The sequence below is a fragment of the Mesorhizobium sp. WSM3864 genome (assembly GCF_002294955.1).
Taxonomy (GTDB): Bacteria; Pseudomonadota; Alphaproteobacteria; order Rhizobiales; family Rhizobiaceae; genus Mesorhizobium.
Window position 1 is genome coordinate 1 of record NZ_NSGD01000005.1, and the last position, 26,471, is coordinate 26,471.

The following is a 26,471-nucleotide window of genomic DNA, read 5'->3' on the forward strand; positions in this document are numbered from 1 at the left end:
ACCCCCGCCTTCGCCCACGCCTCTGACCGCGGCCACGTCCTGCTTCTTCCCACGGGCTACTACATCGCTGGTGGCGCGCTTGCGGTGGCTTTCAGCTTTCTGACGCTGGCGCTGCTGCCGCCCGCCGCTCTTGACCGCTTCTGGCGCCGGCGCCTCTCTTTGTTCACTGTCAGCGATCACCCGCGCACCGTCCTCAGCCTGCTTTCCTTTGCCGGCTTCGTGCTTCTCATCGCCACCGGCCTGTTCGGCAGCCGTGATCCACTCTCCAACCCCTTGCCTCTGGTGATCTGGACGCTGCTCTGGGCCGGTTTCACGCTGCTGCAGGGGGTACTTGGCGATCTCTGGTCCTGGCTCAACCCGTGGTACGGCCCCTGGCGCGTTGCATCTCGCGTCTTCAGCCTTCGCACTGACGAAGCCGAGCCATCGCTCCTTCCCAAATGGCTCGGCTACTGGCCGGCGTTCGTCCTGTTCTTCGGCTTCGCCTGGTTCGAGCTCATCGATCCCGCGCCCGACGATCCGTCGCGCCTGGCCTTCGCCGCCGGCATCTACTGGCTGCTCAGCTTCGCCGCCATATGCGTCTTCGGCTACGACGACTGGAGTCGGCGCGGCGAATTCCTGACCGTCTTCTTCTCCATGGTCGCCCGCTTCGCGCCTTTGCAGCGCGAGAAAGGCCGGCTCCACCTCGGCTGGCCCGGTGCGAAGCTGCTTTCCGCCTCGTCGCTGCCGGCAAGCGGCACGGCTTTCCTGCTGCTGGCGCTCTCGTCCGTATCCTTCGACGGTCTTTCCAAAACCTTCTTCTGGCTCGGCCTGTTCGGCGTCAATCCGCTGGAATTTCCCGGCCGCACCGCGTTGATCGGCATCGGCAGCTTTGGCTTGGTGCTGACATTCATCTTGTTGGCGGCCGTGTTCGCGCTTGCCGTTTCACTCGGCCAGCGCCTTGCCGGCGACGGGCAACCGTTCGAGAAAGCCGCCGGCCTCCTGGTTTGGTCGATCGTGCCGATCGCGCTCGCCTACCACATCGCCCACTACCTCACGGCGCTGCTCGTCGACGGCCAATACGCGCTGGTCGCTTTGTCCGACCCGTTCGCGCTCGGCTGGAACCTGTTCGGCACCGCCGACAGGATGGTCGAGGCGGGCGTTGTCGCCGGCGCCGAGTCGGCCTGGTGGCTGTGGAATCTGCAGGCCGGCGTCATCATCGCCGGCCATGTGCTGGCGGTCCTGATCGCACACGGCCTAGCCTGGCGACTCCACCCGCAGCCGTCGCGCGCGGCGCTCAGCCAGCTGCCGCTGACGCTTCTGATGATCGCCTACACCATATTCGGCCTATGGCTGCTTGCCACGCCGACGGTGGGATGAGACAAGGGCCCGTCATGACGCGCGCATGACCCCGAAAACCGGGTTCGATTTTCGGAAAGGATCATGCGCAACATGAAAGTGCTCCAGCGTCCTTTGCGCGTCCCCTAGAGGACGCGCGGCGCTGGAGTGGAAGCTCGCTTGCCACGTCACGGCTTTGGTGATTTAGTTTGTACACATGCAATTTTCGCGTCCTCCGAGCGCGGAGGATCGAGCCGCCTTATCGCTGGTCAAAAAACTGAAAACAGGGGAACGGACATGGCTGACAAGAACGGATTTTTCGACCTCTCCAAAAGCACGCTTTCCCGCCGCACCGCGCTGAAAGGCATCGCCGCCGGCGCCGGCCTGGCGCTCGCGCCCGGCTTCGTTCGCTACAGCCAGGCGCAGAGCTCGGCGCCGATCAAGATCGGCTTCCAGTCGCACCGCACCGGCATCGGCGCCGCCTACGGCCGCTGGTACGAGAAGACGAGCGCTGCCGCCGTCAAGGCGATCAACGATGCCGGCGGTATCAGCGGCCGCAAGGTCGAGCTGGTGATCGAAGATGATGGCACCGATCCTGCCCGCGGCGCCGAGGTGGTCGGCAAGTTCGCCACGCAGCATAAGACCGACATCGTCTTCGGCACGCTGTTCTCGCATGTGGTGATCGGCTCGGCGCCCGCCGCCGGCGAGAACAAGATTCCCTATTTCGTGGTCAGCGAAGGCCACCACGTCGCCTCGACGAAGCTCAACCGCTACGTCTTCCAGCCCGGCATCACCGACGTGAAGAGCCAGATCCAATCGATGGCGCCGTGGATCGCGGCGAATGCCGGCAAGAAGGTGACGCAGATCTTCCCCGACTTCGCCTTCGGCTACGACCATCGCGACTATCTGCCGCCGGCGTTGAAGGCGCAAGGCGCCGAAGTGATCGCGCAGATCGCCATCCCGCCGACGGAGTCGTCCTTCACCAAATATTTCCCGCAGATCCCGGCCGAGACCGAGGTGATCTACCACGTCATGGTCGGTCCGGCCGTGCTCACCTTCGTCAAGGAACTCGGCGAGTTCTACGGCTCGCAAAGGCCGCAGCTCTTCGGCTTCATCGACTCCCTCGAAGCCGTCGACATCAACAGCCCCGGCCTCGAATTCCTCGACGGCAGCCATTTCTGGGAAGGCTCGCCGCGCTACGCGCAGCCCGATGACTCCGCCGCGCAGAAGGCCTATCGCGCCGCTGTCGGCATCGACGACAATGGCGCCGCCGTCGGCGACCCCAAGGACGTCTCCACCGCCGCCCACATGTTCGGCTGCTGGGAGACGCTCTATGTCGTCAAGAAGGCGATGGAGGATGCCGGCTACAAGGGGCCGGAAGACCGCGCCAAGTTGGTCGAGGCAACCGAAGCGCTGAAGGAATTCGCCGAAGGGCCGGAGCATCCGCAGGGTCCGAAAACCTTTAACGGCAAGATCCACCAATGCTTCGGCATCCAGAACATCTCCAAGGTCGAAGGCGGCAAGCTGAAGGTCGTCCACAAGACCAAGATCGAGGACGGCCTCTACGAGCCGGAGGGGGATTACACGACGCAAGCGCTGTGAGCTTCGACGTTTCACCGAGCGTGAGCGCCAAGCCACCCCCCTCTGTCCTGCCGGACAGCCCGGCAGGGCAGTGGGGGGTGCCTCGCGCATCCGCCGGTATCTAGCCCATGCACTTCGGACCCCACCTCCTGCTCGCCGCCCTGGAAGGCCTCGTCACGTCCGCCGTGCTGGCGCTGACGGCGCTTGGCCTGTCGCTGGTGTTCGGCGTCATGCGCATCGTCAATGTCGCGCATGGCGAGTTCTTCATGCTGGGCGCCGTGCTTGCCTGGGCGATCTCGACGGCGATTTCCGGCCATCCCGCGGTCGGCTTCGTCGCCGCGCTGGTGATTGCGCCCTTGCTGGTCGGGCTGGTCGCGTTTCTTGCCGAATGGCTGGTGCTGCGCCGGCTGAACTACAATCCCGAAGGCACCATCGTCGCCACCATCGGCATGCTCTATATCATCCAGCAGCTGGCGCTGACCTTCTACGGCCCGGAAGCGCGCCCGGTCGAGCCGCCCTTCAACTACCGCATCCTGCTGCCGTGGTTCGGCTATTCAGGCTACAAGCTCTCGGTCATTGCCGCCTCCGCGGTTCTGCTGGTGATCACCTGGCTGGTGCTGACACGGACGAAAATCGGCCTGATCATGCGCGCCACCCAGTATGACCGCGAGACGGCGCAGGCCTTCGGCATCCCGGTCGAGCGTGTCTATGCCGGCGTGTTCGCCATCGGCGCCATGCTGGCGGCAATCGCGGCGGTGCTGATCGTGCCGATCAGCCAGGCGCATTACCTGATGGGGCAGGACCCGCTGCTGCTGTCCTTCATCGTCGTCATCATCGGCGGGCTCGGCTCGCTGCGCGGCACGGTGGTCGCTGCCATCCTGATCGGCCTCTCCGACGGCATTGTCTCGGTGTTCTTCTCGCCGACCTTGGCCAAGATCATCGCCACGCTGGTGGTCGCCATGGTGCTGGTGTTCCGGCCGCAAGGCCTGTTCGGGACGGCGGCGCGATGAAGGATGCTTCGCCGGCGAAGATCTACGCGCTGCATATCGGCGTCATCGCGCTCCTGTTCGCGCTGAATTTCGTCCTGCCCGATTATCATCAGGGCCTGTTCGCGCGCATCATGGCGCTTGCGGTCTTCGCCATGGGTTACAATCTGCTCTTCGGCTATGTCGGCCTGCTCAGCCTCGGTCACGCCATGTTCTTCTCGGCCGGCCTCTATGGTGCCGGGCTGGCTGTCTATCAATTGGGCTGGGGCGTGCCGGAAGCCTTCGTCGCCGGGGTTGCCTGCGGCGCCCTGCTTGCCTTGGTCATCGGCCTGCTCGCGCTGCGCACATCGGGTGTGGCGTTCATGATCGTCACCATGATGTTCGCGCAGGTGTTTTATCTGCTCATCCTATATTTCGCCGCCTGGACCGGCGGTGACCAGGGCCTTGTCATCCAGCAGCCGTCGAGAATAATCGCGATCGGCGGCGCATCGCTCGACCTGACCAATCCGACTGTGCGCTACATGAGCGCTCTGGCGCTGTTCTCGGTCGTGCTGCTCATCACGCTTGTCCTCGTTCGCTCCCGCTTCGGCCGCGCGCTGGTCGCCATTCGCGAGAATGAGGAGCGCACGAAGATGCTGGGCTACGACACCGTCGCCAACAAGCTCGTCGCCGTCATTGCCTCGGGCGCCATCTGCGCCGCGTCCGGTGCCGCTTACGCGCTGCTGTTCGGCTATATTGGATCGAGCTTCGCGTCGGTGCAGTATTCGATCCTGCCACTGCTCTGGGTGCTGCTCGGCGGCGCCGCGACCATTCTCGGGCCGCTCATCGGCACGCTGTTCATGTATTATGTCACCGACATCACCAGCGGCTTCACCTCCGCTTATCTTTTGATCGTCGGCGTGGCGCTGATCCTGCTGGTGCTCTTCTTTCCGAAGGGGGTTCTGGGCAGCGTCCGCCAGCGCTGGCTCGGATGGCTGCCGTGATGCCGCTGCTCACCACCAAGGGTCTTTCGCGCCGTTTCGGCGGCCTGCGCGCCGTCGACGGCGTCAATTTCGCGCTGATGCCGGGCGAAATCCGCGCCATCATCGGCCCCAACGGCGCCGGCAAGACAACTTTCGTCAGCCTGCTCAGCGGCCGCATCCAGCCGTCCTCCGGCATGATCGTCTTCGACGGCGCCGACATCACGACCATGCCGGCTTACAAAAGGGTTCGCCTCGGCGTTGCCTACACTTTCCAGATCACCAGCGTCTTCGCCAACCTCACGGCCTACGACAATGTCGCGCTGCCGGTGCAGCGCACGCTGACCGACGGCCGCTCGAAGGGGCAGGTGAGGAGCGGCGTCATGGCGGCGCTGGAACGCACCGGCCTCGCCGACCGCGCCGGCACCCCGGCCGGCCAGCTTTCCTACGGCCACCAGCGCCTGCTGGAGGTGGCGATGGGCCTGGCGCTGAGGCCGCGCCTGCTGATCCTCGACGAGCCGACGCAAGGGCTGGCCGACAGCGAGATCGACAATTTCGTCCTACTGGTGCGCGAGATCGCCAAGCATGCCACCGTGCTGCTCATCGAGCACAACATGCCGGTGGTCATGCAGCTTGCCGACCGCATCACCGTCTTCAATTCGGGAAAGATTCTCGCTGGGGGCACGCCCGAGCAGATCCGCGCCAATGCCGAGGTACAGGATGCCTATCTCGGAGCGACCCATGGCTGATCTCCCCGGTACCGAGAGCGGGCTGCTCGCTATTTCCGGCCTCGACTGTTTTTACGGCGAGGTGCAGGTGCTCTACGGGCTCGACCTTGTCCTCAACAAGGGCGAAGTGCTTTGCCTATTCGGCCGCAACGGCGCCGGCAAGACGACGACGCTGAAGGCGATCATGGGGCTGGTTCCGGCCGCTGCCGGTTCGATCAGACTGGCCGGCAAGGAGCTGACCGGGCTTGCCGCGCATGACGTGCCGAAGACGGGCGTCGCTTATGTGCCGCAGGGCAGGCGATTATTCGCCGACATGACGGTGGCGGAAAACGTCGAGATCGGCCTGATGGCCCGCGGCAAGGGCAAGGCGACGCGGGAACGCGTCCTCGATCTTTTCCCGCTGTTGCGAGAGCGCTTGAAGCAACGCTCCGGCACGCTTTCCGGAGGCGAGCAGCAAATGCTTGCCATGGCGCGTGCGCTCTGCCTCGAGCCGCAGGTGCTTCTTCTCGACGAGCCCACCGAAGGGCTGATGCCGTCGATGATCGCCAAGATCCGCGAGACTGTGGCGAAGCTGCGCGATCTGGGCGTCTCGACGATCCTGGTCGAGCAGCGCGTCGACGCCGTGCTGTCGGTCGCCGACCGCATCTCATTCATCGAGAACGGCCGCAACCGCGAGACGGTCGATGTCGAGGAACTGCGCGCCGACCCCTCCGCGGTTCGGCGCTATGTAGGCGTGGGCTGAAGGTCACTGCTAAGCAGCGGGAGCTGGCGCCGACCCCCACCCGGACCTGGCCCGACCTCCCCACAAGGGGAGGTAAAGCTCTGCACCGCTTCACCTAAAAAACAAAAACCCCGCGATCAAAAACGTCGGGATCAGCACCAGGCCGGACCACGCCATGTAGCCGAAGAAGCCCGGCACCTTGAAGCCGCGATGTCTGGCGATAGCAAAGACCATGAAGTTCGGCGCATTGCCGATATAAGTGTTGGCGCCCATGAACACGGCGCCGGCGGAGATCGCGGCGAGCGTGGAGGCCGCCTCCGTCATCAGGTGCCTAGCGTCGCCGCCGGCAAGCTCGAAGAACACCAGATAGGTCGGCGCGTTGTCGAGGAAGGACGACAGCGCTCCGGTCAGCCAGAAATAGGCGAGATCGTCGGGCTGGCCGTCCGCCGAGGTGACCAGCGAAACCAGCGGCGCCAGCGCGCCATCGTGCCCGGCTCTCAGGATGGCGATAACCGGCACGATGCAGATGAAGATGCCGGCAAACAGTTTCGCCACCTCGGCGATGGGCCCCCAACTGAAGCCATTCGCTTCCCTGTGGTTTTTGTACGAGACTTTGAGCGACAGAAAGGCCAGCGCCAGGATGATCGCGTCGCGCACCAGGTTCTGCAGTTCCAGGCCGATGCCGAGGATCGGGATGCTGATGCCCGGCTTCCAGCTGGCGGAAAGCAGGATCGCGCCGATCACGCCGGCCAGCAGCGGCAGGTTGGCGAGGCCCCGCAGGCGCACCTTCGTGTCCGGTGTCGGGTCCTTGATCTTCGGCAAGCCGCCCTCGCGGCGATGCAGCACGATGTCGAGCGCCAGGAAGATGATCAGCACCAGCCCGCCGGTGAACAGCGTCTCGCGCCAGAGGTTCGCGGTCGTCCAGAAGAAGTCGACCCCGCGCAGGAAGCCGACGAAGAGCGGCGGGTCGCCAAGCGGGGTCAGCGAGCCGCCGATGTTCGAAACCAGGAAGATGAAGAAGATCACCACATGGGCGTTGAACGGGCGGTTGTCGTTGGCGCGCAGCACCGGCCGGATCAGGATCATCGAGGCGCCCGTCGTGCCGATGACCGAGGCGAGGATTGCGCCGATCAGCAGCAGGCCGGAATTGACCAGCGGCGTGCCGTGGATGTTGCCGGCGACCAGGATGCCGCCGGAAATGGTGAACAGCGCGAACAAAAGGATGATGAAGGACAGATATTCGGTGAGCAGCGTGTGCAGCACCGCCTCGCTTGCCGCCGGCATGCCGAAAGCGATCGCCAGCGGAACCACGGCAAGTGCCGCCCACGCGGCGGCGATCTTGCCGTAATGATGCTCCCAGACATGATGGAACAGGAGCGGCCCGGTCGCGATCGACAGCAACAGGCCGGCAAAGGGCAGCGCCCACCAGAGCGACATCGCCGCGCCGGGCAGCTCATGCGCCTCGGCTGCGAAAACCGGTTGTGGGAAGGCGAGAAGGAGTGCGGCCGTCATGGTTGCCGCCAACACCTTCGCCAATGGCGCAAAGCCCCCTCGATGCCTCACGACGCGGTCAGTCCGAAAGGTGATCTTCGAGCACCACCCCGGCCTCGCGCATTCGTTTCAGCATCGTGCCGACCGAGCCGTTGAGATCGATGCCGCGGCAGGCATCCAGCCGCACCGTCGTCTTGAAACCTTGCTTGGCGGCATCGAGTGCCGAGAAGGCGACGCAGAAATCGGTGGCCAGACCGACCAAGGTGATGGTGTCGATGCCGCGCTCCTTGAGATAGCCGGCAAGGCCGGTTGGGGTCGTGTGGTCGTTCTCGAAGAAAGCCGAATAAGAGTCGATCGCGGTGCGGAAACCCTTGCGGATGACCAGTTCCGCTTTGGTCCAGGCGAGCCCGGAATGGAAATCGGACCCAAGGCTGCCCTGAATGCAGTGATCCGGCCAAAGCGTCTGCGGCCCGTAGGGCATCTCGATCGCTTCGAAGGGCTGCTTGCCTGGATGGCTGGAAGCGAAGCTCGAATGTCCGGCCGGATGCCAGTCCTGCGTCAGGATCACGTGATCGGTCCGCCGGATCAGGTCGTTGACCAGCGGCACGATCTCGTCGCCGCCGGCCACCGCCAGCGCGCCGCCGGGGCAAAAGTCGTTCTGCAGGTCGATGACGATGAGCGCTTCGTCGGCCATGCGGCCTCCCTTCTTTCTCGGCTTGGGCTCCGGTTGACGCGACCGGACACGGAACCTTGACCAGATGGCCGGCGGCGTCAACCTCCACAGGCATAACAAAGCCGTGGCCGACCACTTCGCTTTGACAATCGCGGCGAAGTTGATATCATTTGCATACGAATGAATTTGCCCGGCTGGACGGCGGCAGATTCCCTCGGAAAGGCCCCTTTCTGGGAAGGCAAAGCGTGATCCGTTACGCGAAACTCACCACGGTCGACGAGGCGCTCGCTCTGCTTGGCGAGGACCGCTGGCGCATTCTGGCCGGCGGCACCGATTTCTATCCGGCGCAGGGCGCGAAACCTTTCCGCGACAACATTCTCGACATCAATGGTCTCGCCGCGCTGCGCGGCATCGCCGAGACGGACGACTATTGGTGGATCGGCGCCCGCACCACCTGGTCCGACGTTGTGCGCCACAAGCTGCCCAGGGCGTTCGATGCGCTGAAGGCGGCCGCGTGCGAAGTCGGCTCGGTCCAGATCCAGAACGTCGCGTCGGTCGCCGGTAATCTCTGCAACGCTTCGCCCGCCGCCGACGGCGTGCCGGCGCTGCAGGTGGTCGATGCCGAAGTCGAATTGCGGTCGGCGAAAGCCACGCGCTACCTGCCGCTTGGCGGGTTCATTCTCGGCAATCGCCGCACGGCGCTGCAGCCGGACGAGATGGTTACCGCCATTCGTGTGCCGAAACGTTCGGCTGTCGGCTCGTCCGCCTTCGTCAAGCTTGGCGCGCGGCGCTATCTCGTGATCTCGATCGCCATGGCGGCGGCGCGTCTCGTGATCGAAGATGGCGTGGTCGCCGATGCTGCTATCGCTGTCGGCGCCTGCTCCGCCGTCGCCCGTCGTCTTGCCGGGGTCGAGGCGGCCCTGCGCGGCCAGCCGGTTACCGCCGCGCTCGCCGATGCGGTGCTGTCCGCGCCGATCGACGAACTGTCGCCAATCGCCGATGTGCGCGGCAGCGCCGAATACCGGGAGCATGCGGCGCGCGAGATCGTTGTCCGCGCGGTGTGCGCTGCGACCAGCCTTGGCGAAGGCAAGGTGGCCGCATGACAATGGAGCGCACCGATATTGCCTTCGAGGTCAACGACGCGGCTGTCAGCGTGTCGGTGCCGCCGGTGCGGCGGCTCTCGCAGGTTCTCCGCGACGAGTTGCGGCTGACCGGCACCAAGGTCGGCTGCGACGCCGGCGATTGCGGCGCCTGCACCGTGCTGGTCGACGGCAATCCCGTCTGCGCCTGCCTTGTGCCGGCGGCCTCGGTCTCGGGCGCGTCCGTCATCACGGTCGAGGGCCTCGCCAACGGCAGGTTGTCGGCCTTGCAGGCCTCCTTCCTCGAACACGGCGCCGCGCAATGCGGCATCTGCACGCCGGGGCTGCTGGTGGCGGCTACCGCGCTGCTGGAGCGCAACCCAACGCCGAGTGAGGCCGAGACGCAGGATGCGCTGGGCGGCGTGCTCTGCCGCTGCACGGGGTACCGGAAAATCGTCGCGGCGGTGATGCATGCCTCGCAGCATATGGACGGTTTCGACCGTCGCCTGCCGGAGGTCGGCCGCGCCGTCGGCGCCTCGCCGATCCGGCTCGACGGCGTGCCGAAAGTTACCGGCGACGAAAAATTCGGCGGCGATTCTTTTCCGCACGATGCGCTGTCGGTGTTGGTCGTCCGCTCGCCCTACTATCACGCCGGTTTCAGCTTCGGAGATCTCGACGCCTGGGCCAAAGCGCATCCCGGCATTGCCGGCGTCTTCACCGCCGCCGACATTCCGGGCAGGAACTGCTTCGGGGTCATCGGCCCCTTTGCTGATCAGCCGGCTCTCGCCGAAGGTTTCGCGCGCCTGCGCGGCGAGGCGGTGGCTCTGGTGGCGGGCGAGCGAGAAGCCATCCTCGACCTCGACCTGACGGATTTTCCGATCGCCTGGACGGAGCTGCCGCATGTGCTGCAGCCCCGCGAGGCGAAAGCCGACGGCGCGGCGCTGATCCACCGGCACCGCCCGGCGAACCTGCTCACCTCCGGCTATGTCGAGCGTGGCGATCCCGACGGCGCCCTTGCCGCCGCTGCTGTCATCGTCTCCGGCGCCTTCGGGACTTCCTTCGTCGAGCATGCCTATATCGAGCCGGAAGCGGGCTTCGCTTACATGGATGGCGACACGCTCGTTGTCGTCGCCTGCACGCAGGCGCCCTACATGGATCGCGACGACACGGCCAAGGTCCTCGGCCTCCCGGTCGAAAAGGTGCGCATCGTGCCGACCGCCACCGGCGGCGGCTTCGGCTCGAAGCTTGATGTCTCGCTTCAGCCTCTGATCGGCCTTGTGGCGATGAAGACCGGCAGGCCGGCGGCACTCGCCTACACACGCAACGAATCCATGATGTCGACCACCAAGCGCCATCCGGCCGAAATGGAGGCGACCATCGGTGCCGATTCCGAGGGCCGCGTCACCGGAATGATCTTTGAGGGCGATTTCAACACCGGCGCCTATGCAAGCTGGGGCCCGACGGTTGCCAACCGCGTGCCGGTGCATGCCTCCGGCCCCTATCAGACGCCGAACTATCGGGCGACGGGGAGGGCCATCCATACCAACGGCCCGATCGCCGGCGCCTTCCGCGGCTTCGGCGTGCCGCAAGCGACCATCATGCAGGAAACCCTCTACGACGAGCTCGCCGGCAAGCTTGGCATGGATCGGCTCGATTTCCGCCTGAAGAACTGCCTTCGGAACGGGTGCGAAACGGTCACAGGCCAGCGCCTGGAATCGGGCGTGGGCATCGGTGAATGCCTGGAGTTGCTTCAACCGCATTGGGCGCGCGCGCTTGGCGAGGCGGAAGCCTTCAACGCCGTCAACACGGCAAGCAAGCGCGGCGTCGGCGTCGCCTCTTGCTGGTATGGCTGCGGCAACACTTCGCTGCCCAATCCTTCGACGATCAAGGTCGGCATCTCTGCCTCCGGAGATGTCGTGCTCCACCAGGGCGCCGTCGACATCGGCCAAGGCTCGAACACGGTCATCACCCAGATCTGTGCCGATGCGCTCGGCTTGCCGTTGGCGAAATTCCGGCTGAAGAGCGCCGACACCGCCATCACGCCGGACGCCGGCAAGACATCCGCCTCGCGCCAGACTTTTGTGACCGGCAAGGCGGCGGAGAAGGCTGGCCGCGCGCTGCGCGACAAGATCCTGCGCTTCGCCAATGTTTCCGAGAAGGCGACGATCGCGCTCGACGGTGCAAGCATCTCCATCCGCGAGGGGGATGCGACGCGACGCATCGATCTGCGTACACTGAAGATCGATGCCGATGGCTTGGTGTTCGTCGCGGAAGAGACCTACGATCCGCCCACGCTGCCGCTCGACGCCAAGGGCCAGGGCAAGCCCTACGCCGTCTATGGCTATGGCGCCCAGATCGCCGAGCTCGAGGTCGATCTCAAGCTGGGCACGGTGAAGCTGCTCAAGATCACCGCCGCGCATGATGTCGGCAAGGCCATCAACCCGGTACTGGTCGAGGGGCAGATCGAGGGCGGCATCGCGCAAGGCATCGGCATGGCACTGATGGAGGAATATATCCCCGGCCGCACCGAGAACCTGCACGACTACCTCATCCCGACCATCGGCGACGTGCCGCCAGTCGAGCACATATTGGTGGAAGTTCCGGACCCGGAAGGACCTTTCGGCGCCAAGGGTTTGGGGGAGCATGTGCTGATCCCGACCGCGCCGGCGATCCTCAACGCCATCCGACATGCCACCGGCGTGCTGGTCACTAAAATCCCGGCGACGCCGAGCCGCATCCTGGCGGCGATCCGCGGAAAGGAGGCGCGCCGATGAGCGAGCTTGCCGAACGTTTCGAAACCCACGATCCCGGTGAGAAGCAGGTGGCGGAGAAGATCCGCTGCGATGCCTGTCCGGTGATGTGCTACATCGCCGACGGCCGCACCGGCGCCTGCGACCGCTACGGCAATGTCGGCGGGCGCATCGTGCGCATGGATCCCCTGACCATCCTCGACCACGCGGCCGAGACCGGCGGCGCGGTCGTGCCATTCGTCGCCGAGGGCGAGGAGTGGGCTGGTGAACTGGTCAACACCGGCCGCCGCTTCGTCACCGCGATCGGCGCCGGCACCACCTACCCGGATTACAAGCCCGCACCTTTCATCGTCAGCCAGGAGGTCGAGGGCGTCGATCTCGTCACCGTCGTCACCGAGGGCATCTTCTCCTATTGCGGCGTCAAAGTGAAGATCGATACGGACCGCCACATCGGCGACGAGACGGCGACCGTGCGCTCGGAAGGCGAGGCGATCGGCCACGTCACCACTGGCGAGTATGGCTCGCAGATGCTGTCGCTTGGCGGCGTGCATCACTTGACCGGCGGCTCCAAGGCTGAAGGCCGCGCGACTTGCGACGCGCTTCTCAACCTCTGCAACAGGAAGCCGGTCGAGCTCACCATCGACGGCGGTGCGACGGTCATTGTCGAGGCTGGCAAGGCGCCGGTCATCGACGGCAAGATCGAGCATCGCATGCGCGTCGGCTGCGGTTCGGCCACCATCGGCATGTTCGCCACGCAATGGCGCGGGCTCGTCGACGAGGTTGTGGTGGTTGACGACCATATCACCGGCGTCGTGTCGGAACATCAGGCCGGCAAGGTATTGGGCTGGGAGGATACCGGGATAAAGATCATCGGCCGCCGCTCGACGCCCGGCCGCTACTTCAAGGTTTCGGAGCCCGGTCTCGGCTGGGGCGGCACGACGATCTCCGATCCGCTGTCGATCCTGGGCGATTGGAACGCCAAGAAGGGTGCTCGCCCCGGCCTGTCGCTGCTGATGGTCTCGACCACGGGCGAACAGTTCGCTTACTACGAACTGGACGATCAGTTGAAACCGGTCGAAAAACCGTTCCCGGAGCGGCTGCAGAAATCCGTCGGCCTGATCGAGGACAATTGCGAGCCGGCCCTGTGCACCGTGCTCTTCATCGGCGGCGCCGGCGGCTCGCTGCGCGCCGGCGTCACCGAAAACCCGGTCAATCTCACCCGCTCGGTTCAGGGCCTGAAGACCTATGTCACGGTCGGCGGCGCGCCGGTCTATGTCTGGCCGGGCGGCGGCATCACCCTGATGGTCGATGTCACCCGCGTGCCGGAAGGCGCATTCGGCTATGTGCCGACGCCGGCGCTGGTCGCGCCGATCGAATTCACCATGCGCCGCGACGACTACGTCCGGCTCGGCGGTTACGAGAACGAAATCCGCAGCGTCGAGGATATCCTCGCCAAAGGCGGCGAGTACCTTAATCCGCGCAGCAATGCCGGCGCGCCGGCCGGCAATCCCTGGCCGCCGTTGGCGCAATTGCGCCGCACCCCGGCCAATGGGGCCGACTGATGAACGGTCCGCAGGCGCATTGGCTCGCCGACGGCAGGCGGCTTCATCTCAATCACGGGCCGATCGACCTCATCGTCGAGGCCTTTGGCGATGCAGCTGAACGCCGCGCCGGCTGCGTGCAGGCCGTCGCGCGCTTCCAGACGATTCTGACCGAACTGGTCAAGGAGCTTCCCGAATTGCGCCGTCCGGCGTCTCTGCCGCCGTGCGGCTTTGCAGGCCCGACCGCGCGGCGCATGGAGGCCGCGGTCGCACCGCTCGCGGAAAGCTTCATCACGCCGATGGCTGCGGTCGCCGGTTCGGTAGCCGACGAAGTTCTGGCCGCGCTTCTCGCCGGACGCCGGCTCGAGCGCGCCTACGTCAACAATGGCGGCGACAGCGCCATTCATCTCGGTAAGGGCGAGACAATAACGCTGGCGATCGCCGGCACCGGGCACGGCATGGCCGACCGGATCACGATCCGCGCCGAAGACGGCGTGCGCGGCGTCGCCACCAGTGGCTGGCGCGGCCGCTCCTTTTCGCTGGGCATCGCCGACGCGGTCACCGTGCTGGCACGGACCGGCGCCGAGGCGGATGCCGCGGCGACGCTGATTGCCAACGCGGTCGACCTGCCTGGGCATCCGGCGGTTCATCGCGTGCCCGCGCGGGACCTTTCACCCGACAGCGATCTCGGCGAACGGCTGGTGACGCAGGGCGTCGGCGGGCTAGCGCCCGGCGAGGTGGCCCGGGCGCTGGACAACGGCCTTGCCGTCGCCGAAAATTTTCGCCGGCGCGGCCTGATCGCCGCGTCGGCGCTGTTCCTTGCCGGCCAAACCCGCATCAGTGGCTCCGTGGCGCTCGCCGCGCCCAACAAGCATAAAGCGAAGGAAACTGCCCATGCCTGAATTCCCGATCCGCAAGGTCGCGGTGCTGACCGAGGAGATCTTCCACGATGGCGGCGCCGTGGCGAAGGAGCCGCGCCTGCGCGCCGCGGCTCTCGCCGTGGTCAAGAACCCGTTTGCCGGTCGCTATGTCGAGGACCTGCAGGGCGCAATGGAAGACCTGAAGCCGCTCGGGCTCTTGCTTTCCGACAGACTGATCGCAGCGCTTGGCGGCGATGTGAAAAAGATCGACGGTTACGGCAAGGGCGCCATCGTCGGCAGTGCCGGCGAACTGGAGCACGGCGCGCTCTGGCACGTGCCCGGCGGCTACGCCATGCGCGAGCGGCTCGGCGACGCCAAGGCGATCGTGCCGTCGGCGAAGAAGGTCGGCGCCTTCGGCGCACGGCTCGATGTCCCGCTCGGCCATATCAACGCCGCCTATGTGCGCAGCCATTTCGACGCGATGGAAGTCGGCATCAGCGACGGCCCACGTCCCGACGAGATCCTGTTCTGCCTCGCCATGACCTGCGGCCCGCGCGTCCACAACCGTATGGGCGGCCTTGCGGCCGGAGACATCAAGGCTTGGGACGGCTTGAGATGAGCGGCGAGGACAATCTGCTGCGGCTGGTCGAGGCCGAAGAGCTGGACGAGAACAACTACCATCTGCAGGACCAGGTCGGCTTCATCCTGCGCAAGGCGCATCAGCGCCACGTCGCGATCTTCGCCTCGCACATCGGGGATTTGACGCCGCCGCAATTCGCCGCTCTCGCCAAGCTCTACGACATCGGCGAGACCTCGCAGAACCAGCTCGGCACGCTGATCGCCATGGATGCCGCGACCGTAAAGGGCGTCATCGACCGGCTGAAGGCGCGCGGGCTGGTCGAGCTTTCCAAGCACGAGGTGGACAAGAGGCGGCTGCTGGTCAATCTGACGGCTGAAGGCCGCGACGCGATCGAGCGGCTGATCCCGCTTGCGCGCACCATCACCGAGGAAACGCTGGCGCCGCTGACGGCCAAGGAGGCCTCAACCTTCCTGCGGCTGTTGGCGAAGCTGGCCTGATCAAACCTCCGGATCGACCCCGAACATCTCTCGCGCCTGCTCAGGCGTATAATAGCCGAGCCGGACATCCTCGGCGATCTGTTTCGGATCACGCTCGCGCGGATCGCCATAGCCGCCGCCGCCGGGCGTGCCGACACGCACGCGGTCGCCGGCCTTGAGCGCAATGTCCTGCTCTTTCGACAGATGCGGCGGCACATGCGCTTCGCCGCCCCGGAACACGGTCACGCTGTTCGGCGCGCCGTCCCTGCCGCCAAGCGCGCCTTGCGGCCCGAAACGGCCATGGTCCATAACGAACGACGCGCGGGCTTCACCGCGCAGGATCTCGACCTCGTAGGCGAGCCCGAAGCCGCCGCGATGTTTGCCGGCGCCCCCGGAGCCTTCGCGCAGCGCGTAATGGCGGTAGAGCACCGGAAAGGCCTGCTCCATGATCTCGACCGGCGGCGATTTCGAAATGCCGATGGTCGAGCAGCCATTGCTCAAGCCGTCATGGCCGGCATTGCCGCCATAGCCGCCGCCGGAGATCTGGTACATGACATAGTCGCGGCCGCGCGCCGGGTCGTTGCCGCCGAGCGCGAAATTGCCGCTGGAACCGGCGGGCGCCGCTGTCACCTTTTCTGGCAGCGCCTGCACCATCGCGGCGAACACCGCTTCCGCGATGCGCTGTGAAACCTCCGCCGCGCAGCCCGAAACCGGACGTGGGTATTTGGCGTCTAGGAACGTGCCCTCCGGCCGCTTGACGTTCAGCGGCTCGAAGGCCCCGGCGCTGATCGGCACCTCCGGAAAGATATGCCGCATGGCGAGATAGACCGACGACAAGGTCGTCGCCAATACGCTGTTCATCGGCCCGGCGCATGGCTTCGATGAGCCGGCAAAGTCGAAGGTCAGCGAGTCGCCCTCTTTCTCGACGGCGAGATTGATGGTCAGCGGCTCGTTCACCACGCCGTCGGAATCGACGAAGGCCTGCGAGCGGTAGGTGCCGTCCGGGATAAGGGCGATCGAGGCGCGCATCTGCTCGGCGGCGCGCCGGCGCAGTTCGGCGATCGCCTCGAGGACGGTTTCGTCGCCGTAACGATCGAGGATTTCATTGAGCCTGTCTTGGCCGATCAGCAGCGCCGCAGCCTGCGCGCGGATATCGCCGATGCGCTGGTCGGCGACGCGGATGTTGGAGCAGATGATGCCGTAGATCTCGGGATCGAGCAGGCCCTTCTTGAACAGCTTCACCGGCGGCAGCCGCAGACCTTCCTGTTCGACGGCGGTGGCCGAGGCCGAGAAGCCGCCAGGCACCGCGCCGCCGATGTCCGGCCAATGGCCGGTGTTGGACAGCCAGCAGAAGATTTTGCCGTCGCGGTAGACCGGCATGACGAAGCGCACGTCCATCAGATGCGTGCCGCCGAGATAGGGGTCGTTGACGATGTAGATGTCGCCGGGCTCAGGGGCCAGGCAGCGTCCGTCGGCGATCATCTCGATCACCGTCTTGGTCGAATACTGCATGACGCCGACGAACACCGGCAGGCCCTGGCTGCCTTGCGCGATGAGCGAGCCGTCGACGGCGGAATAGATGCCGTCGGAGCGGTCATTGGCCTCGGCGATGACCGGCGAGAAGGCGGCGCGGGAAAACGTCAAATCCATCTCGTCGCAAACTTGCTGCAGGGCGGCCTGCAGCACCGAAAGCGTGATCGTGTCGAGCTTTGCCCCTTCGACTGCCATTGTCAGGCCTCGCCGATGTCGATGATGATGTTGCCGTCGGCGTCCGAACGCGCATGATCGCCGGGCTCAAGCACGGTGGTGGCGTCCATCTGCTCGAGGATCGCCGGTCCCTCGATTGTTGCGTCGAGCGGCAGCCTTTCGCGCGCATAGACCGGCGTGTCGTGCCAGCGCCCGCTGTACCAGACCGGCCGGATCTCGCGCCGCGCCTCCTCCAGCGTCGCCGCGCGTCCTGCCGGGTCGATCAGCTGAGACAGGTCGATCTGCGGCCGCACACCCGTCACCGAGGTGTTGAGGTTGACGAGATTGGCGCGGATCTCCGGCAGTTCGACCTTGAAACGCGCGAAATAGGCTTTTTCGAACAGCTGCTGCAGCGTCGTCCGTGAAACCGAGGATGACGGCAGCGGCACGTTGATGATGTGCGTCTGGCCGACGAATTGCATGTCGGCGGAGTGGGTGACGCGGATTGCATCGGGCTTCACCGCTTCCTTGCCGATCAGCGACTCGCCTTCGTTTCGGTGCCGTTCCAACAACTCGCGAAGCTTTGCTTCGTCGAGGCTCGCTACCGGCTGGTTGACCGTATTGACGAAGTCGTGCCTGAGGTCGGCGACGACGCAGCCGAGCGCGTTGGTAATGCCGGGGCGTGCCGGCACCACCACCTTCGGCAGGCCGAGTTCTCGGGCCAGCGCCGTCGCGTGCAGCGGCCCGGCGCCGCCGAAGGCGAACAGCGCGAAATCGCGCGGGTCGTGGCCGCGCGACACCGATACCATGCGAATGGCGCCCGCCATCTTCATGTTGCCGAGCCTCAAGATGGCACCGGCCGCCTCGACGCCGGAAAGGCCCGTGTGCCTGCCGATTCTGTCCTCGAAGATTGCGGTGACGCGCTCGACAGTGACCGGATTGTCGACCGCAAGCAGCTTCTTCGGCGCCAGCCGCCCGAGCACCAGATTGGCATCCGTGATGGTGGGTTCCGTGCCGCCGCGCCCGTAGCAGATCGGGCCGGGATTGGCACCGGCGCTTTCCGGACCGATCTGGATCAGGCCGGCGGCGTCGACGCGCGCGATCGAGCCGCCGCCGGCGCCGACGGTGTGCACCGCCACCATCGGCACGTGGATCGGCATCGCATATTCGATCTCGATCTCGTTCGAGACCGCGGGCTCGGCGTTGCGGATCAGCGCCACGTCGGTCGAGGTGCCGCCCATATCGTAGGTCACCAAGTTGGCGAAGCCGGCGCGCTTTCCCGTGTAAGCGGCGGCGATGACGCCGGAAGCCGGACCGGACATGACGGTCTTTGCCGATTCCTGCGTGACGAAGCGGGCCGAGATCATGCCGCCATTGCCGTTCATGATCAGGAAGTCGCGCGCATAGCCTTTCGCCGCGAGCTCCTTGCGCAGCCGTTCGACATAGCGCTCCAGGATCGGCTGCACCGAGGCGTTGACCGCCGCCGTCACGCCGCGTTCGAATTCGCGCGCCTCCGAAAGCAGCGCATGGCCGGTGGTGATGTGGCCGTTCGGCCAGAGCTCCGCCGCGATCTCGGCCGCGCGCCGCTCGTGCGAGGGGTTGGCGTAGGAATGCAGGAAATGGATGACGAGCGACTCGCAGCCGGCGTCGAGCAGCTTTTTCACGGCATCGCGCATTTCGGCCGCGTCGAGCGGCAGGCGAACCGCGCCGGACGCCTCGACGCGCTCCGACACTTCGAGCCGCAGATCGCGCGGAATGACCGGCACGAAGGTGCCCGTCATGCCATAGGCTTGCGGCCGCGTGCGCCGTCCAAGCTCGATCACGTCGCGGAAGCCGCGCGTCGTGATCATGCCGGTCCTGGCCAGCCGGCGCTCCAGCACGGCGTTTGTGGTGGTCGTCGTGCCGTGCACGATGAGGTCGATGCCCTCAACCGGAAAGCCGGTCGCGCCAAGTGCGGCGACCACGCCGAAGGCCTGATTTTCTACCGTCGTCGGGGTCTTGGCGATGTGCACCTTGCCGCCGGCCTTGCCGTCGATCAGGAGCAGATCGGTGAAGGTTCCCCCAACATCGATGCCGGCAACCACGCTTCCCGCCGACGCCGAAAATTTCTCATTCATTGCCGAAACCCGAAATGCCAGGACTACGGATATGCCTCGGTTTGGAAAGCCGTTTTACGCTGCCATCTTGACCTGAAGATCATTTGTATACTAATAAATTCCGGACACAAGAGCTTACCGCTTGGCAGTGTGCAGAGAGCACGTCGGAACCTGACCGTTCGGGCGCGCACGAGAAAGTTTGGCGCCAGCGCCTCGCGTCCGCGCCGGAAAGTTGGGTTTGATGAACACGACATCCGCGTTGAACCTCGCCGGCGCAAAGCCGCTGCAGTTCCCGATCCCGGCCAATGTCTATGCCGAGACCGTGGTATCGGTGAAGCACTACACCGACCGCCTGTTCTCGTTCCGCATCACCCGCCCGCAGTCGCTGCGCTTCCGCTCCGGCGAGTTCGTCATGATCGGGCTGCCCAATGCCGAGAAGCCGATCTTCCGCGCCTATTCCGTTGCCAGCCCCGCCTGGGACGACGAGCTCGAATTCTTCTCGATCAAGGTCCCGGACGGTCCTCTGACCTCCGAGTTGCAGAAGATTGAGGTCGGCGACACCGTCATCATGCGCCAGAAGTCGACCGGCACGCTGGTGCTCGACGCGCTGACGCCTGCAAAGCGCGTGTTCATGATCTCGACCGGCACCGGCATCGCGCCTTTCGCCAGCCTGCTGCGCGACCCCGACACCTATGAGAAGTTCGATCAGGTGATCCTCACCCACACCTGTCGCGACAACGCCGAGCTCACCTACGGCCAGGAACTGGTGGCTGCGCTCGAGACCGATCCGCTGATCGGCGAGCTGACCGGCGGGCGTGTCACGCTCTACAATTCGACGACCCGCGAGGAGTCGGCGCGCATGGGCCGGATCACGGCCCTGATCGGCTCGGGCAAGTTTTATTCCGACCTCGGCATCGACAAGCTCAATCCGGAGACCGACCGCATCATGATCTGCGGCTCGATGCACATGCTGAAGGACGTCAAGGGGCTCGCCGAAAGCCTCGGCTTCCAGGAGGGCTCGCTCAGCCATCCCGCCAGCTTCGTCGTCGAGCGCGCCTTCGTCGGCTGAGGCGTCTCCCAGTGTTTTGACCATGCGGTCAAAAACCTACTGGATTTGCCGCCTTTTTCCGCTATGAGCCACTGAAGGACTCGTGAAGGACAACTTCGCGGGCTATCTTCGGTGCACGTCGCTGAATGAAAGGGCAGGAGATGAGCAGCACCATCCGCGAGGCCGGCGCAGGCGCGTCCAAGATCATGCCGCTGCCGGCACGTGCCGCCGCCAACACGCCGATGCCGCTGGAGAACGGCATTGTCCGCAATCCTGGCATGAAGCTGGACCTCGGGTTCCTCGAATCCGTGCGCAGCGTCAACCGCTCGGCGCTGGAGCGCCGCGTCGCGACCCTCACCAAGCGGCGCTCGATCAAGGCCGACAACCAGGCCGCCTGGCTGCTGCGCGCGATCGCCTGCATGGACCTGACCACGCTGAATTCCAACGACACCGACGAGCGTGTGCGCCGGCTCTGCGCCAAAGCGATCAATCCGCTGCGCCGGGATATCGTCGAGGGCCTCGGCATCGCCGACGAAACGATCCGCCCCGCGGCGATTTGTGTTTACCATCCCTTCGTGGCCACGGCCGTGGATGCGGTGCGTGGCACAGGCATCCATGTCGCGGCCGTCTCCACAGCGTTCCCGCACGGCCTTGCGCCGCTCTCGACCCGCCTGCAGGAGATCGAGGCCTCGGTGAAGGACGGGGCCGACGAGATCGACGTCGTCATCCCGCGCGGGCTGGTTTACGGCGCCAAATGGCGCGAACTGTTCAACGAGATCGTCGCCATGCGCGCCGCCTGCGGCGAAGCCCATCTCAAGGTCATCCTAGGCACGGGCGATCTCGCCACCCTGCGCAACGTCATGCTGGCCTCGATGGTGGCGATGATGGCGGGCGCCGATTTCATAAAAACCTCGACCGGCAAGGAAAGCGTCAACGCCACGCTTCCCGTCGGGCTTGCGATGGTGCGCGCCATCCGCGCCTATTTCGAGGAGACCGGCTATCTGATCGGCTTCAAGCCGGCGGGCGGCATTTCCACCGCGAAGGTCTCGCTCGACTGGCTGGTGCTGATGAAGGAAGAGCTTGGCCGGCCCTGGCTCGAGCCGCAGCTGTTCCGCTTCGGCGCCTCCAGCCTGCTCACCGACATCGAGCGCCAGCTCGAACATCATTTGACCGGCCACTATTCGGCCAACCATCGCCACGCGATGGCGTGAGCCACCCCCCTCCCCCTTGCGGGGAGGGTCGCCGCGAAGCGGCGGGGTGGGGGTCGAAAAACAAATCTGCCTGATCCATGCACCAGACCATCAGCCATTCACCCCCACCGAGATCGGCTTCGCCGATCGGCCCTCCCCACAAGGGGAAGGGTAAAGGAGCGACCCCATGAACATCCTCGAGCGCTATCGCGCCATGGAGTACGGCCCGGCGCCGGAAGCCCGCAACGAGGCCGACGCCTGGCTCGCCGGCCGCGATTTCTCCAGGGCGCTGTTCATCGACGGCGCCTGGAAGGCGGCGGCAAGCGGCAAGACTTTCGATACCAGCGAGCCGTCCTCCGGCAACCTGCTGGCGAAGATCTCGGATGCCGGCGCCGGCGACATCGACGCCGCGGTTGCGGCGGCCGCAAAGGCGCTGCCGAAATGGTCGGCATCATCGGGCTACGCCAGAGCGAAAGCGCTCTATGCCATCGGCCGCGCCATGCAGCGCCATCAGCGCCTGTTCGCGGTGTTGGAATCGGTCGACAACGGTAAGCCGATCCGCGAGAGCCGCGACATCGACGTGCCGTTGGCCATCCGCCACTTCATCCATCATGCCGGCTGGGCGCAGACGCTCGAGAAGGATTTTCCCGGCCACAAGCCGGTCGGCGTCGTCGGCCAGGTCATTCCGTGGAACTTCCCGCTGCTGATGCTGGCCTGGAAGATCGCGCCCGCGCTCGCGGCCGGCTGTACGGTGGTGCTGAAGCCGGCCGAATTCACGCCGCTCACCGCCATACTGTTCGCCGAGATCTGCGAGCGCGCCGGCGTGCCGAAAGGCGTCGTCAACATCGTTCAGGGCGGACCGGAGGCGGGTGCCGCCATCGTCAACCATCCGGGCGTGCAGAAGATCGCCTTCACCGGTTCCTCCGAGGTCGGCAAGATCATCCGCAAGGCAACCGCCGGATCGGGCAAGAAGCTGTCGCTGGAGCTCGGCGGCAAATCGGCCTTCGTCGTTTTCGAGGATGCCGACCTCGACAGCGCCGTCGAGGGACTGGTCGACGGCATTTGGTTCAACCAGGGCCAGGTCTGCTGCGCCGGCTCGCGGCTCCTGGTGCAGGAAGGCATCGCGGAGGCCTTCATCGCCAAGGTCAAGGTCAGGATGAGCCGCCTGCGGGTCGGCAGCCCGCTCGACAAGAACACCGACATCGGGCCGCTGGTCGACCGCACGCAGCTCGACCGCGTCAAGGGCCTGATCGCCGAGGGCGCCAGGCAGGGCGCCACTTGCTGGCAGCCGGACGCTGCCTTGCCGACGACGGGCTACTATCACTTGCCGACGCTCGCCACCTCTGTTTCGCCGGCTAACATCCTGGCGCAGGAGGAGGTGTTCGGGCCGGTGCTGGCGACAATGAGCTTCCGCAACACCGAGGAGGCGGTCGAGCTGGCCAACAACACGCGTTACGGTCTCGCCGCTTCGGTGTGGAGCGAGAACGTCAATCTCGCTTTGCATGTCGCGCCGCAATTGAAGGCGGGCGTCGTCTGGGTCAACGGCACCAACATGTTCGATGCGGCCTGCGGCTTCGGCGGCTATCGCGAAAGCGGCTTCGGTCGCGAAGGCGGACGCGAAGGCATGTTCGAATATCTTGCCGCCAAGCTGCCGGTCGGCCCCGCCATCAAGCCGGCCGCAGTCGGCTCAGCGCAGGTCGTCGAGCAGGCTGACGGTATGGCCATCGACCGCACGGCAAAGCTGTTCATCGGCGGCAAGCAGGTGCGTCCGGACGGCAACTACGCGCTGGCCGTCGCCACCGCCAAGGGCAAGCTTGCTGGCGAAGTCGGTCTTGGCAACCGCAAGGATATCCGCGACGCGGTCGCCGCCGCGCGCGCCTGCAAGGCCTGGCCGGACGCGACGGCCTTCAACCGCAGCCAGGTGCTCTACTACTTCGCGGAAAACCTTTCGGGCCGTGCTGATGAGTTCGCTGCACGCCTTGTCCAACTCACCGGCGTGACGGCGAAGGCAGCGCGCGAGGAGGTAGAGCAGTCCATCGAGCGGCTGTTCCTCTATGCCGGCCTCACCGACAAGTTCGAGGGCCGCGTCCACCAGCCGCCGGCCCGCGCCGTGACGCTTGCGCTGCACGAGCCCGTGGGCGTCGTCGGCATCGTTGCGCCGGACAATCAGCCGCTCCTCAACTTCGTCTCGCTGGCGGCGCCGGCGCTCGCCATGGGCAACACCGTGGTGGCCGTGCCGTCCGAGCGTCACCCGCTTTTAGCCACGGATCTCTACCAGGTCATCGAATATTCCGACATTCCGGCCGGCGCCATCAATATCGTCACCGGCCGCAGCGCCGAGCTCTGCGGCGTTCTGGCCAAGCACGACGACGTCGATGGGCTCTGGGTGTTTGCCGATGCCGACACCTGCGCCAAGGCGGAGGCCGATTCCATCGGCAACCTCAAGCGCGTCTGGACCGGCAATGGCCGCAGCCTCGACTGGACATCGAGCGAGGCGGCTGGCGAGGCCGTCCTGCGCCGCGCCATCGAGGTCAAGAACGTCTGGGTGCCTTACGGCGACTAGGCGCGTTCCAGACCGGTCTGGTTTGACGACACTCGCGCCGCAAATTCGGCGCGTTTGCCGCAGGCTTCGAGGCTTGACGCATCGGCATGTGTTCTTTAACCAGAAAAAACAATTGGCCTGCGGAATAGCGGTCAGGCTCGCCTGGCACATTGCATCCCGTCTGGCCGCCACTAAGAAAGCTTGCGACACCGGAGGGAAGCATGGCGGATCTGGCAGGCAAAGTGGTCGTCATCACCGCGGCGGCGCAAGGCATTGGGCGGGCGAGCGCGCTGGCTTTCACCAAGGCCGGCGCCACCGTTCATGCCACCGACATCAACGAGCAGCTTTTGGCCGAACTCGGCAAGACTTCCGGCATAAAAACCCGCAAGCTCGACGTGCTCGATGACGCGGCCGTCACATCGGCCTTCGCCGAGATCGGCCCGGTCGATGTTCTGTTCAATTGCGCCGGCTTCGTCCATTCGGGGTCGATCCTCGAAATGACGGATGCCGATCTCGACTTCGCCCTGAATCTCAATGTCCGCTCTATGATCCGCACCATCCGCGCCGTGCTGCCCGGCATGCTGGAGCGCGGCGACGGCTCGATCATCAACATGGCATCGCTGGCAAGTTCGCAGAAGGGTGTGCCGAACCGTTTCGTCTACGGCCTGACCAAGGCGGCGGTCGTCGGCCTCACCAAGGCGGTGGCCGCCGACTATGTGGCTGAGGGCATCCGCTGCAACGCCATTTGTCCGGGCACGGTCGAAAGCCCGTCGCTGCAGGACCGCATGCATGCGCAGGGCGATTATGAGGCGGCGCGCGCCGCCTTCATCGCCCGCCAGCCGATGGGAAGGCTGGGCACGCCGGAAGAAATCGCCGATCTCGCCGTCTATCTGGCGGGCGCCACCTACACTTCGGGGCAGGCCTACAATATTGATGGCGGCTGGTCGATCTGACGCCCGTTTCGAAAATTGGGGGCGGTTCGCAGTGGTAGTGGGCGAACAGGAAGATCGGATCGGGTCTACGCGTTCATCGGAAGCATCGAAAAGTCTGAAAAATCCAGCCTGCCGACCGACTGCGCGGAGTGCGCGCTTGCGGGGTACCAGGCTGATGGCTAGGGTCCGCCCGATTTTCGCATGAGGTCGTGGCGGAAAGTTTTGCGAATCGGTCTTTGGCCGCAAGGTGGAGAGAAAAGATGAAGTTGCTGCGCTATGGCGAGGTGGGAAGCGAGCGTCCCGGCCTGCTCGATCAGGATGGCACGATCCGCGACCTTTCAGCCTATGTCGCCGACATCGCCGGGACGGCGCTGCATCCGGCTTCGCTGGAGATGCTGTCGAAGCTCGATCCGAAATCGCTGCCGGCTGTTTCCGGTAGCCCACGCATCGGCGCCTGCGTCGCCGGCACGGGGAAATTCATCTGCGTCGGCCTCAACTATTCCGACCACGCTGCCGAGACCGGCGCCACAGTGCCGCCGGAGCCGATCATCTTCATGAAGGCGAGTTCGGCCATCGTCGGGCCGGACGACGACGTGCTGATCCCGCGCGGCTCGGTCAAGACCGACTGGGAAGTCGAGCTCGGCGTCGTCATCGGCAAGACGGCGAAGTATGTCAGCGAGGACGACGCGCTGGATTATGTTGCCGGCTATTGCGTCGCGCACGACGTTTCCGAGCGCGCCTTCCAGGCCGAGCGCCAGGGCCAGTGGACCAAGGGCAAGTCCTGCGACACTTTTGGCCCGATCGGCCCCTGGCTGGTGACCACGGACGAGATCGCCGACCCGCAGAACCTCAAAATGTGGCTGACGGTCAACGGCAAGACCATGCAGAACGGCTCGACCAAGACGATGGTCTACGGCGTGAAGTATCTGGTTTCCTATCTCAGCCAGTTCATGTCGCTGCATCCCGGCGACATCATCTCCACCGGCACGCCGCCCGGCGTCGGGCTGGGCATGAAGCCGCCGGTGTTCCTGAAGGCCGGCGACGTCGTCGAGCTCGGCATCGAGGGCATGGGCCAGCAGAAGCAGACCTTCAAGGCGGACGAGTAAGCGCAGACCTCGCCTTCTCCCCTTGTGGGAGAAGGTGGCCGCGAAGCGGCCGGATGAGGGGTGTTGGAACGATCTCTGCGTTGCAGAAGTAAGCGTCGCACGCCGCTGGAGCACCCCTCATCCGTCTCGGCG

The 26,471-nt window shown here is 65.5% G+C and carries 21 protein-coding genes; 17 read left to right on the top strand and 4 right to left on the bottom strand.

Going from position 1 to position 26,471, the window contains the following annotated elements:
• The 6 genes from CK215_RS12820 to CK215_RS12845 form a co-directional block, all read left to right on the top strand.
• On the top strand, positions 1-1,356 hold a 1,356-nt coding region (locus CK215_RS12820; RefSeq protein WP_141245471.1), incomplete at its 5' end, for a hypothetical protein.
• Between the two features lie 255 nt (positions 1,357-1,611).
• Positions 1,612-2,916 (top strand): ABC transporter substrate-binding protein, encoded by a 1,305-nt coding sequence (locus CK215_RS12825; RefSeq protein WP_095831136.1) that lies wholly within the window; start codon positions 1,612-1,614, stop codon positions 2,914-2,916.
• A gap of 107 nt (positions 2,917-3,023) precedes the next feature.
• Complete coding sequence (locus tag CK215_RS12830; protein ID WP_095776928.1) at positions 3,024-3,905, top strand: branched-chain amino acid ABC transporter permease; 882 nt, start codon at positions 3,024-3,026, stop codon at positions 3,903-3,905.
• Positions 3,902-4,864, top strand: a complete 963-nt coding sequence (locus CK215_RS12835) for a branched-chain amino acid ABC transporter permease (RefSeq protein WP_095831137.1) — start codon at positions 3,902-3,904, stop codon at positions 4,862-4,864. The genes CK215_RS12830 and CK215_RS12835 overlap by 4 nt, the downstream gene beginning before the upstream one ends.
• Positions 4,861-5,589 carry an ABC transporter ATP-binding protein gene (locus tag CK215_RS12840; RefSeq protein WP_095831318.1) on the top strand — a complete coding sequence of 243 codons (729 nt, stop codon included), beginning with the start codon at positions 4,861-4,863 and terminating at the stop codon, positions 5,587-5,589. The genes CK215_RS12835 and CK215_RS12840 overlap by 4 nt, the downstream gene beginning before the upstream one ends.
• A complete protein-coding gene (locus CK215_RS12845) occupies positions 5,582-6,310 on the top strand; it encodes an ABC transporter ATP-binding protein (protein WP_095782184.1) in 729 nt (242 codons plus the stop codon). The genes CK215_RS12840 and CK215_RS12845 overlap by 8 nt, the downstream gene beginning before the upstream one ends.
• Positions 6,311-6,400: 90 nt before the next feature.
• Here the strand turns inward: CK215_RS12845 and CK215_RS12850 are convergent, their stop codons facing one another.
• Both CK215_RS12850 and pncA read right to left on the bottom strand, forming a co-directional pair.
• Positions 6,401-7,801, bottom strand: a complete 1,401-nt coding sequence (locus CK215_RS12850) for a sodium:proton antiporter (protein ID WP_095831138.1) — start codon at positions 7,799-7,801, stop codon at positions 6,401-6,403.
• A 58-nt stretch (positions 7,802-7,859) separates the two neighbouring features.
• Positions 7,860-8,474, bottom strand: coding sequence for a bifunctional nicotinamidase/pyrazinamidase (gene pncA, locus CK215_RS12855; protein ID WP_095776932.1), 615 nt, complete (start codon positions 8,472-8,474; stop codon positions 7,860-7,862).
• 224 nt (positions 8,475-8,698) lie between these two features.
• On the opposite strand from pncA, the gene CK215_RS12860 reads away from it, so the two are divergent.
• Genes CK215_RS12860 through CK215_RS12885 form a run of 6 tightly spaced genes read left to right on the top strand, consistent with a single transcriptional unit; the run spans position 8,699 to position 15,760 of the window.
• Positions 8,699-9,556, top strand: a complete 858-nt coding sequence (locus tag CK215_RS12860; protein ID WP_095831139.1) for a xanthine dehydrogenase family protein subunit M — start codon at positions 8,699-8,701, stop codon at positions 9,554-9,556.
• A complete protein-coding gene (locus CK215_RS12865) occupies positions 9,553-12,306 on the top strand; it encodes a molybdopterin-dependent oxidoreductase (protein ID WP_095831140.1) in 2,754 nt (917 codons plus the stop codon). The genes CK215_RS12860 and CK215_RS12865 overlap by 4 nt, the downstream gene beginning before the upstream one ends.
• The gene (locus CK215_RS12870) at positions 12,303-13,844 is read left to right on the top strand and encodes a 6-hydroxynicotinate reductase (protein ID WP_095831141.1); all 1,542 of its coding nucleotides are present in this window, start codon (positions 12,303-12,305) and stop codon (positions 13,842-13,844) included. The genes CK215_RS12865 and CK215_RS12870 overlap by 4 nt, the downstream gene beginning before the upstream one ends.
• Positions 13,844-14,725: a hypothetical protein gene (locus CK215_RS12875; RefSeq protein WP_095831142.1), complete on the top strand. Its 882-nt coding sequence runs from the start codon at positions 13,844-13,846 to the stop codon at positions 14,723-14,725. Before CK215_RS12870 ends, CK215_RS12875 begins: the two co-directional genes overlap by 1 nt.
• Entirely contained in the window at positions 14,718-15,302 is a 585-nt protein-coding gene (locus CK215_RS12880; RefSeq protein WP_095831143.1) for an amino acid synthesis family protein, read from the top strand. Before CK215_RS12875 ends, CK215_RS12880 begins: the two co-directional genes overlap by 8 nt.
• Positions 15,299-15,760, top strand: a complete 462-nt coding sequence (locus tag CK215_RS12885; RefSeq protein WP_066996153.1) for a MarR family transcriptional regulator — start codon at positions 15,299-15,301, stop codon at positions 15,758-15,760. Before CK215_RS12880 ends, CK215_RS12885 begins: the two co-directional genes overlap by 4 nt.
• Here CK215_RS12885 and CK215_RS12890 read toward each other — a convergent pair whose 3' ends face one another.
• The gene (locus tag CK215_RS12890) at positions 15,761-17,467 is read right to left on the bottom strand and encodes a hydantoinase B/oxoprolinase family protein (protein ID WP_095831144.1); all 1,707 of its coding nucleotides are present in this window, start codon (positions 17,465-17,467) and stop codon (positions 15,761-15,763) included. It lies immediately after the preceding gene.
• A gap of 2 nt (positions 17,468-17,469) precedes the next feature.
• Entirely contained in the window at positions 17,470-19,542 is a 2,073-nt protein-coding gene (locus CK215_RS12895) for a hydantoinase/oxoprolinase family protein (RefSeq protein ID WP_095776939.1), read from the bottom strand.
• A 220-nt stretch (positions 19,543-19,762) separates the two neighbouring features.
• On the opposite strand from CK215_RS12895, the gene CK215_RS12900 reads away from it, so the two are divergent.
• The 5 genes from CK215_RS12900 to CK215_RS12920 all read left to right on the top strand — a co-directional run bounded on the left by CK215_RS12900 (position 19,763) and on the right by CK215_RS12920 (position 26,339).
• Entirely contained in the window at positions 19,763-20,590 is an 828-nt protein-coding gene (locus CK215_RS12900; protein ID WP_095831319.1) for a ferredoxin--NADP reductase, read from the top strand.
• A gap of 140 nt (positions 20,591-20,730) precedes the next feature.
• Positions 20,731-21,780, top strand: coding sequence for a deoxyribose-phosphate aldolase (gene deoC / locus CK215_RS12905; protein WP_095831320.1), 1,050 nt, complete (start codon positions 20,731-20,733; stop codon positions 21,778-21,780).
• Positions 21,781-21,946: 166 nt separating this feature from the next.
• The gene (locus tag CK215_RS12910) at positions 21,947-24,322 is read left to right on the top strand and encodes an aldehyde dehydrogenase family protein (RefSeq protein WP_095831145.1); all 2,376 of its coding nucleotides are present in this window, start codon (positions 21,947-21,949) and stop codon (positions 24,320-24,322) included.
• Between the two features lie 200 nt (positions 24,323-24,522).
• Positions 24,523-25,254, top strand: a complete 732-nt coding sequence (locus CK215_RS12915) for an SDR family oxidoreductase (protein WP_095831146.1) — start codon at positions 24,523-24,525, stop codon at positions 25,252-25,254.
• Positions 25,255-25,493: 239 nt separating this feature from the next.
• Complete coding sequence (locus tag CK215_RS12920; protein WP_095831147.1) at positions 25,494-26,339, top strand: fumarylacetoacetate hydrolase family protein; 846 nt, start codon at positions 25,494-25,496, stop codon at positions 26,337-26,339.
• Positions 26,340-26,471: the final 132 nt, after the last annotated feature.